The 8320-nt window shown below is 40.4% G+C and carries 9 protein-coding genes and 1 pseudogene; 3 read left to right on the top strand and 7 right to left on the bottom strand.

Annotated features, from left to right (window positions below):
* Positions 1–486 precede the first annotated feature (486 nt).
* Both VYM24_RS25330 and VYM24_RS25325 read right to left on the bottom strand, forming a co-directional pair.
* Positions 487–825 (bottom strand): hypothetical protein, encoded by a 339-nt coding sequence (locus VYM24_RS25330; RefSeq protein WP_016274494.1) that lies wholly within the window; start codon positions 823–825, stop codon positions 487–489.
* On the bottom strand, positions 800–1069 hold the full coding sequence (locus VYM24_RS25325) for a type II toxin-antitoxin system Phd/YefM family antitoxin (RefSeq protein WP_016271951.1): 270 nt from the start codon (positions 1067–1069) through the stop codon (positions 800–802). Before VYM24_RS25325 ends, VYM24_RS25330 begins: the two co-directional genes overlap by 26 nt.
* 450 nt (positions 1070–1519) lie before the next feature.
* Here VYM24_RS25325 and btgA point away from each other — a divergent pair, with 450 nt between their 5' ends.
* Positions 1520–2125: a mobilization protein BtgA gene (btgA, locus tag VYM24_RS25320; protein WP_016274495.1), complete on the top strand. Its 606-nt coding sequence runs from the start codon at positions 1520–1522 to the stop codon at positions 2123–2125.
* Positions 2122–2997 (top strand): mobilization protein BtgB, encoded by an 876-nt coding sequence (gene btgB, locus VYM24_RS25315; protein ID WP_330942302.1) that lies wholly within the window; start codon positions 2122–2124, stop codon positions 2995–2997. Before btgA ends, btgB begins: the two co-directional genes overlap by 4 nt.
* Positions 2998–3319: 322 nt before the next feature.
* On the opposite strand, the gene VYM24_RS25310 is transcribed toward btgB, so the two are convergent.
* Positions 3320–4174, bottom strand: coding sequence for a hypothetical protein (locus tag VYM24_RS25310; RefSeq protein WP_255323766.1), 855 nt, complete (start codon positions 4172–4174; stop codon positions 3320–3322).
* A gap of 513 nt (positions 4175–4687) precedes the next feature.
* A pseudogene (locus VYM24_RS25305) lies at positions 4688–5923 on the bottom strand (glycosyltransferase family 2 protein).
* A 199-nt stretch (positions 5924–6122) separates the two neighbouring features.
* Between VYM24_RS25305 and VYM24_RS25300 the strand changes: the two are divergent.
* Positions 6123–6464, top strand: coding sequence for a hypothetical protein (locus tag VYM24_RS25300; protein ID WP_016271956.1), 342 nt, complete (start codon positions 6123–6125; stop codon positions 6462–6464).
* A 49-nt stretch (positions 6465–6513) separates the two neighbouring features.
* Here the strand turns inward: VYM24_RS25300 and VYM24_RS25295 are convergent, their stop codons facing one another.
* From VYM24_RS25295 to VYM24_RS25285, 3 genes are all read right to left on the bottom strand, one after another.
* Complete coding sequence (locus tag VYM24_RS25295; protein ID WP_016274499.1) at positions 6514–7035, bottom strand: hypothetical protein; 522 nt, start codon at positions 7033–7035, stop codon at positions 6514–6516.
* Between the two features lie 102 nt (positions 7036–7137).
* Positions 7138–7329: a hypothetical protein gene (locus VYM24_RS25290; RefSeq protein ID WP_016274500.1), complete on the bottom strand. Its 192-nt coding sequence runs from the start codon at positions 7327–7329 to the stop codon at positions 7138–7140.
* A gap of 13 nt (positions 7330–7342) precedes the next feature.
* A complete protein-coding gene (locus VYM24_RS25285) occupies positions 7343–8320 on the bottom strand; it encodes a replication initiation protein (RefSeq protein ID WP_016274501.1) in 978 nt (325 codons plus the stop codon).

The following is an 8320-nucleotide window of genomic DNA, read 5'->3' as shown; positions in this document are numbered from 1 at the left end:
GGCTTTAATGCTTTTCGCAAAGGAAATATTTATCCACGACAAAAGCAAATATTTGACGTAGAATATTTGTCGTAGATAGCCGTTTTTTTCGGAAATTTGTCGTAGATGTTCGGAAATTTGTCGTAGATGTTCGGAAATTTGTCGTAGATGACCTCTATAAAATACTGCAAATCAATATGTTGCACTATGCCATAAAAGTAACTAAAAAGAAACTAAAAATTACCGTAAAGCAATCGAGTGTTTCTTTTTTGGTTTATATAGGTCGCTTCGCTCCACTTTTCAGCGTGTTTTTTAATACGACGAATTTCCGAAGAATGGGAGAACGTGGAAACAGGTAAAGCCAAGTGCAACGGATTAGGAAGATTTTTTTGGTGTGTTAATTTTTGTGTAATTATGATTTTTTATGTATAAAACCAAGAGCTTCCGGGAGTGAAAGCACACTCCTGAAAACCATGTAATGAATTGCTTTATAACGTGTTATATTGTTCACAATCCTAAGTCTTTGACAATCTGTTTAACCACATTCATCTTTACGTTTGATGCATCCGCTTTGTCGTAGATAAGCAGCAGGTATATTTTTCCCTCTTGTTCTGCAACGATAGCATTGTAGGTAATGACACGAGCACCACCAGATTTGCCTCGTCCTTTGGCTGTTATAGGCATTCGGATCTTGCGGATATTGGGAGCTATTTCCGTACCTTGCATGGGATTTTCTTTCAAACTATCTAAAAAAGCTTCATAATCATCGGCAAGCCCTCTGTAACGCTTTGCCAGCTTTTTCAGTTCCGTAGCGAAATAATCAGAGGGAACAAACTCTAAGTTCATCTAACAAGGCTTCTGCCGATTTGAGTTGTATTTTTCCGTCCATGTGGTCTTTAACCTGTTGCAAAGCTCCTTTGAGTTCCGCCATTATGTCCCGTTTGTTGATAATGGTATCCTCTTCTTTGACAGGGACAAGTTTGAAACTGCCTTTTTCCCTTGACTTCAATACGATGTCTTCGCCGTTATTGACCATATCCAAAAACTTAGTTTGGTTGGCTCTGAAATCTCTTGTGCTGATTACTAACATAATTCTTTGCTTTTATTGTCTCTGTGGCAAAGATAGTGTTTTATTGTTTGGTTGCCAAATTGGACGCATCTTTTTTGATTCTGTAATGCGCATTACAATTTTTTGTCTTGTCTTGATACAGCCTGTTGTGTCGTTTTGGCGTGTGTTTTTTTGTTTGTGGAATAGGTTCTTTCTTTGTGCTTTGCCCGGCTCTCCCCGTCCCCCCTTGTACGATGTAAAAGTACTTTTTTGCCGTACCGCAGGGGAGGGTGTTCGCCGGATGCAAAGCAGTTGAAAGAACAGCAAGAGGAAACCGGGCAAGCCCTGTTTTTTCCTCTTGCCCTACGGGGTTACGGCTTATATTCAGCCGTTTAAGATTTTTAGCTACAATTATTTTGAAATTGTAGCTAAAATCATACCTTTGTAAATCAGAGATTTAATAATATAATTGGCAATTAAAACCGCAATTGTATGGAAAAGGAAACAACCACCTCAGTAACCATTGACCGAAAAACGTTTGCCCGGCTTGACAGGCTGGCAAAGTCCAATAATGTATCAAAGAAAGACTTCCTTTCCTGCGCACTGGAGTACTTCGAGAAGTACGGCATCAATCCGGTTGAGCATGAAAGCCCGGCAAAGGAAATGCAGAAACTTATCAAACGCTGTGATCAGGTGATAGCGTTCATCCGGAAGCAGGAGCAGGATTTCTTGCGTCCGGCTTGTGAAGCAATGAGCAGCACAAGCACGAGAGTAACCATGAGCATGGATTCGATACTTACGGAAAAAAAGTTCAGCCAATATCAAAAGGCAAATGACCTTTTCATGCGTGACCTTGCGAGCCTTGCCGGGGTAAGGGAGCAGGCTTTGGACCGGACGGAAAAGGCGGTCGGTCAGTCGAGGGAGATGATCGTGAAGAACCAGCAAGCAATTTACGCAAGGCTGGATGCTGTGACACAAAGGCAGGAGAAGATCTTCTCCTATATCGCAAGCTACATCGATGCGAAAGGAAAAGCCGGGCTTTTTGATGACATAAAAGCCTTATACAAGGACGAGAAGAACAAGAGGGAAAAGAAATGAACGTGAAGATACAGGGAGGCGGTAACGGCACTTATGCCAATACCGGCAGTTGCGTTCCGGTGACGAACTATCTTCAGCATGAGGACTTGGAGAGGATGAAGAAAGGGGAGGAGGTACAGCCGTTCTTCAACCAGTTCCGGGACTACGTGAGCGCAAAGGAGGTCACATTCAAGATAGACAACAACAAGGCTAAGTTAAGCCGTACTGACGCAAAGTTCTATGTCATCACCGTCAGCCCTTCAGAGAAGGAGCTGCGCAGCATGGGCAGAACTCCGCAGGAACGTGCGGAAGCCTTACGACGGTACATCCGGCAGGATGTGATGAGAAACTATGCGGATGGATTCGGAAAAGGCTTGAAAAGCGATGATGTGGAATATTACGCAAAAATTCATTTCAACCGGGACGGTGACAGTGAAAGCGATATGCACGCACATATCATCGTCAGCCGGAAAGACCGGAGCAACACCAAGAAGTTAAGCCCTAAAACCAACCATACCGGGAAGAAGAACTGCGGCAACGTGAAAGGAGGTTTTGACCGGACGGATTTTCTCCGGAAGTGTGAAAGCTCTTTTGATCGGCGCATGGGGTTTGACCGGGAGCCGGAGGAAAGTTTCGACTACCTTAACGCCGTCAAGAACGGCAACCCGGCAGAAATCGCCCGACAGGTGGAGCGTGCGCAGCGCATCAGAAAGGAGAAATGGGACAATCTCAAAGCGGAGCTTCAAACCCGGCAGGAGCCGGAGAGGTCAAAAATCCGACAGGTGGAGAAAACGCCGGACATCGAGCAGCCTATCCCCAAGAAGCAGCAGGAGGAAGATCCGGAACTCCAGCAGAAGCCAAAAAGGAGCAGAGGTTTCGGAATGGGTATGTAATTTTTCTATTTTCCGGCACAAAGGTAGTTCCGCACGCCGCATTTGTAAAGGGACGTTTCACTCTTCGGGTAAAAAATACTCTGTGCTTCGCTGACAGGTGTTTAGGAAAAAAGAAAAAAATGTTGTTCTTTGGTACGGTATCTGTTTTGTCATTTTGTTACCGTGATTTGTCCGCATGGTGGGAGAACCGCAACGATCAGCTATGTACGCAATATCATTTTGTAATAACCGTAATGATGTTTTATGGTGTAACGCTTCGATATCGCTTTCTTTTTATTCTTGTAATTGTACAGTAAGTCTCCTTTTATAGGAAACTTACTGCTTATTTTAAGAATGTTTCTAATTTGTTGAATAATAATACTATCCATTTATTGGACATGGAATAAAACCATATCAGCGGAATGAAACAGAATAGAAAACGCTTGGCAGAGTAAGCTAAAACGTTGTGAATGGAATCCCATTTATAATCTATTTGATAAAGTACTATCATGTATAGCAAAAGAGAGAATGCAATCATAACAAGTAGTGGAAGATTATCCTTCTTCTTCCAGATAAACCAACTGTTGCATAAAACTGATATTGTAAAAAATAGGAAACTTATGCCATAAAACTGCTTGTCAAGGCATAGGGATTTTATACCGTTCCATATAATGTTAGCCTTTTCCGAATCCCAAAAGAGGTGAGTAATTGCAATACTTTCTGAATAAAAATTGTTCATTTTACAAAAAAGCATCCAAAATAGTGCAGGAATAAAAGCACATAATGGTGAAAGGAATGTTTTCCATTGTTTATTTTTTATTGAGATGAAACCGATTACAGGTAATGCACCAAGTACGAATACAATACCATCCGTTCGGGTCCAAATATTTAATCCCAATAGTAATGAACCGAGCAGGAGATCTTCTTGAGATTTGTATTTAGTCCATAAGGCAATATAAATAATTCCTAATGATGCACTGACAGCATGAATGACATTGGTTGCAGATAAAGAAGAAAAAGCAATCATTTCAGGAGTTATCATAGTGAGAAAAGTTGCTACGGCTGCACATGTATGTCCGGAAATTCTTTTCATCACTCCATAGAATGTGATAAGAAAGAAAAGAAATATAAAAGCTGGGATAAGTTTGGAGGTCTCGGCACCAAGCAAATATACAAAGGCATAACTTAGTTGCGTCATAGGTGCATATGTAATGTAACTTCCTGCGTTGTGGATAGATGGCATATAATCGTGCTGAAAAAGGCTTATATGTCGGAAGGTATGTTCTTGTGCTATTACGTAGCCTATCGTATCGAATCCGGCAAGGCTGTCACGGTCAAATGTAGGGAAGTACATGCATTTCACAAAGTTCATGTATTCGAAGTATATGACAAGTCCGATAAACAGCATCCATACCATGTTATATTTAGATGTGTCTAAACCTTGTATGGGATGTAGATGTGTCTGTGAATTCCTACGAAAAAGAAGGACAAGCAGAACAAAAAGCATCAGCAATCCGGAAGAGAGAACAGAAATAGCGGTTAAGCGCAGTCCGCAAAGGTTGATTAAAGCCATGAGCATGGTCTGAACTCCTATTCCGACAGGGAAAGAGAGACCAATTTTTTCAATACATGAAAGTTCTTTTGAGATGAGACAAACAATGAGAAGTCCCATAATCAGTATTATAATAATTCCAATGGTGAGCATACGAATTTAATTTGAATGGGAACTAACAGCGAAAACTACATGTGGAGGAATGGAATCGGTTGGAAGAGTGATTCCATTTGGTATTTCTCCATTAACGATAGCTACATGAGTTATCTTTCCAGCATATTTATTTGTGCTTATTTCGCTTTCTAAGACAAGTCTTCGCGGATATAGAAAACGTGTGGCACATATCTTGTTGCTTATGCCATGTGTAAACGGACTACCTTTTTTGTGAAAGGCTGTTGCTGATGGGTATAGTATGATTGCATTCTGTGGAGTTGTTTCCCGAAGGTACATTAAATATTGATAATCAGCACCTAACTTAATTTGCATCTTTTGATCAAAAGTCAGATGTGGGTATCTTTTCTTTTGTGCCATGTTTTTCTTGAGTAAATCTGCATAAACCCAATGATATGCAGGAAAATGACAGAACAAGGTATATATAAGTAACAATGATATGATTACCGCGAATATGTTTTTTACAGTCCATTGAACTTCAGTACCTTTTTTGAGATTGACACTCTCATCAATGTTTCCCCATCTGTATTTTATGAGAAGATAAAGTGCTTCTGCTCCATCCCGCCATTTAATTTTTTTCCCTTCTTGTTTTGTACGTGGAAAGTAATTGATAGGTACTTCCTTTATCTGTATGCCTTTTCGTAAAATCTTAGCGGTGACTTCAGGACAGAAACCAAAACGGTTGCTGGTAAGGGGAATGGATTTTAATAAGGAGGATTCAAACATTTTATAACAAGTTGGTTCATCTGTTATTTTTTGTGTGAATAGTATGCTTGTGACAAAAGATATAAAACGTCCTCCCCAATAAAAAGAGTGATAGGAATACTTGTTCTGTTGGTTTAATATCCTAGAACCATATACAACCTTGCATTCATCATTAATCAATAGCTGAAGCATATTGGTATAATCGTTAGGATCATATTCCAAGTCAGCATCTTGTATTATGATAGCTTCGCCGTTTGCCAATTTGATACCTGTTCGTACAGCAAATCCTTTTCCTTTGTTTTCTTTGAGCTTGGTATATATTATATGCGCATTAGGGTTGCTTTGTTATACTTTTCTTACTTGTAAAGCAGTGTTGTCTGTTGAACAATCATCAATGATGATTATTTCTTTTTCTATGCCACTAGGCAATGGAGCATTTACAACACCATACAATAATTGTGCTATCGTATTTGCTTCATTATATGCAGGTATAATGATTGATAGTTTTCTTATGTTCATATAGTCATATTTTGGTGCAAAAATAACTAATTTGTTCTATATGAGAAAATTATGTATTGGCATTATGAATATTGTGTTAATTTTGTGCAAAATGTTATTTCTTGTTGAACGTTTTCATTGATTGATTTGTATATTATAATGAAGCTAATATGCATATGACTTTATAACAAGAATGTAAAACCTTAATTAAAATTAGATTATGGACGAGAAAACAGCAGATGTAAAAGCCGTAATCGACTATTCATCACAATTAATGCCAGGTGCAGCATGTAGCGCCATGAACGACAAGTATGCAGTTGCCGAGAACAATGTTGTAACAATCAGCTTTAGCGGTTGGGCTAAGTCCAATGCAGGTAATGACATGGTCATTGCAACGATTCCAAACGCTTTAAGACCGAATGTTAGTAACCTTTTCTTTACAGCATTTGATCACACTTTGAAAAAAGCATTAGGTTGCCGAATCAGTGGGAATAGTATTGTTGCTAATAACCTGAGTGCCGGTAATGCCTTTTGGGTAGCAGTTACATATGTGAAGAAATAAACTGTAAGATATTGTAAGAAAAAGAGGAAGTGTTTACATTTCCTCTTTTTTATAATTCTGTATGAACTTTTATTTTCCCTATAGTCTTTTGTTCGTCACGTACCCGGCACAGTTCTCGATGTGCCTTTTCTTTATATTCCTGCAGAGCGGAGTTCTCGGAGCGCAGCCGGGCAATCTCCCTTTCTTGTTCTTCGTTTTTGGCTTCTGCCTTTGCTTTTTCTTCAGCGGCATGGGCGATTAGTTCCGGAGCAGGGAGTTGCTTGGCGGTCTGTTCCCGGACAGCTTGGAGAAGCAGGCGCACCGATTCCGTTCCCTCGTTGTGTCGTTCCATGATCTTTGCGGATTGTTCCAGCCGCCCGGCAACCTTTTCCAATGGGGAGAGGTCAAAAGCTTCACCCCGGAGGTCGAACCCGGTTCTTTGGAAATAATCAACGGACAACTCGACAAATTCTTTGCGAGTTATACCCGTACCGTTTAAATACTCGTCTAATTTTTGGGCGTACTCTTGGCTTATCGCTATGGTGGTAAGCGGTGTTTTCCTTTTTTGCTTGCTTTCCTGTCCTTTTTCCATTGCTGTAAAATGCTATATTCTGTTGCAAAGGTAGTTATAAGTATTGTTATGGCAATTTATCACAAACATTATTGCAAATTATTGCGATTATAGCAAAATAAATCATCTTGCTATTAGCTGGAAATCATGGTAAACGCCCCCATTTCTTCCGCAAGCTTCCGGACATGGTTCGGTGAATATTACTGTTACGAATATTGCCCCGGCGAACTTCTCTATCTCTGTAACCATTGCCCGTAAATCCCTGCCATAGCCGTTTATTTCGGCTGGTACGATAACTTTATCACCTGTTTTCATACTTGTATGTTTTTTATTCTATACCAAAATCTTCCATTAAGCAAACCCGGATGATAGCTCCTATCTGTTTGGCTGGCTTGTCTATATATTGCTCAAACTTCTTTTGTATCTTTTGCGCCACCTGTACGGCTATTTCCGGGTGTAACTGTACGGCGTTCACTACACGCTTAACATATCCTTTGTCACTTTTAGAGAACCTCGAAATAGTGGTTGTTATGTAGATGATCGCCTGTTTTGCGCTTTCGTATTCCAATAGCTTTTGTTGTTCGGTTTGCCTTGTGTAAACGTAAAATTTGTATTCGGTCACTTTCTTGCCTTTGTAGCTCTTTGGCTCGAACTCGAAATATAAATCGCATTGTCCGGCATTGTACAATTCCCGGAGTTCCTTTTGCGGATCGTCAAGTACACGCCTTTTGAAATCGCATCCCCGTTTGTATTTCTTTTCCAACATGAACATTTCCCGAAGCTTTTCGACTGTGTAGAAGAAGAACCCGGCGTTTCGGTATTGGCAGCACAGTTCGTAAAACCTTTGCGAGAATGTGCTTTTGAGTGCGATTGCTACCGTCATGGAGTAACTCGTGAAGTTTTGGGCGAGTTCCACGTAATAGGGTAGTACCTCTTTGGAGACTTGCACCTCAAAATACGATTTATTTTTGATATGCTTGACGTAATTGACAAAACCGATACTTAGCCACATCTTTTCGTTGTTAATCTCTATATCGCGATTTCTAAGCCGTTTTAGCGCATCGTAGATGTTTTGCATCTTGGTATTGTCGCCGCATTTCTTTAGTTCTTCCTCGTGTATGGTGATAATCAGATCATCGAATAAGTCCCGTCTGCCGTTCTCGTTCTCAATGTATTGCGCCCGGATATTTCGTATAATGGAGTATAGGGCACGTTTTTCGATAAGGTCGAACTTGTAGCGTGCGGTAGTCAGCGCATTGTTTTGCGACAGGACTATATCCCTCTGTTTCTTGTCTTTCTTCTCCAT

The organism is Bacteroides sp. MSB163, from assembly GCF_036416795.1.
Taxonomy (GTDB): domain Bacteria; phylum Bacteroidota; class Bacteroidia; order Bacteroidales; family Bacteroidaceae; genus Bacteroides; species Bacteroides maternus.
This window is presented reverse-complemented; position numbering and strand designations above follow the sequence as displayed.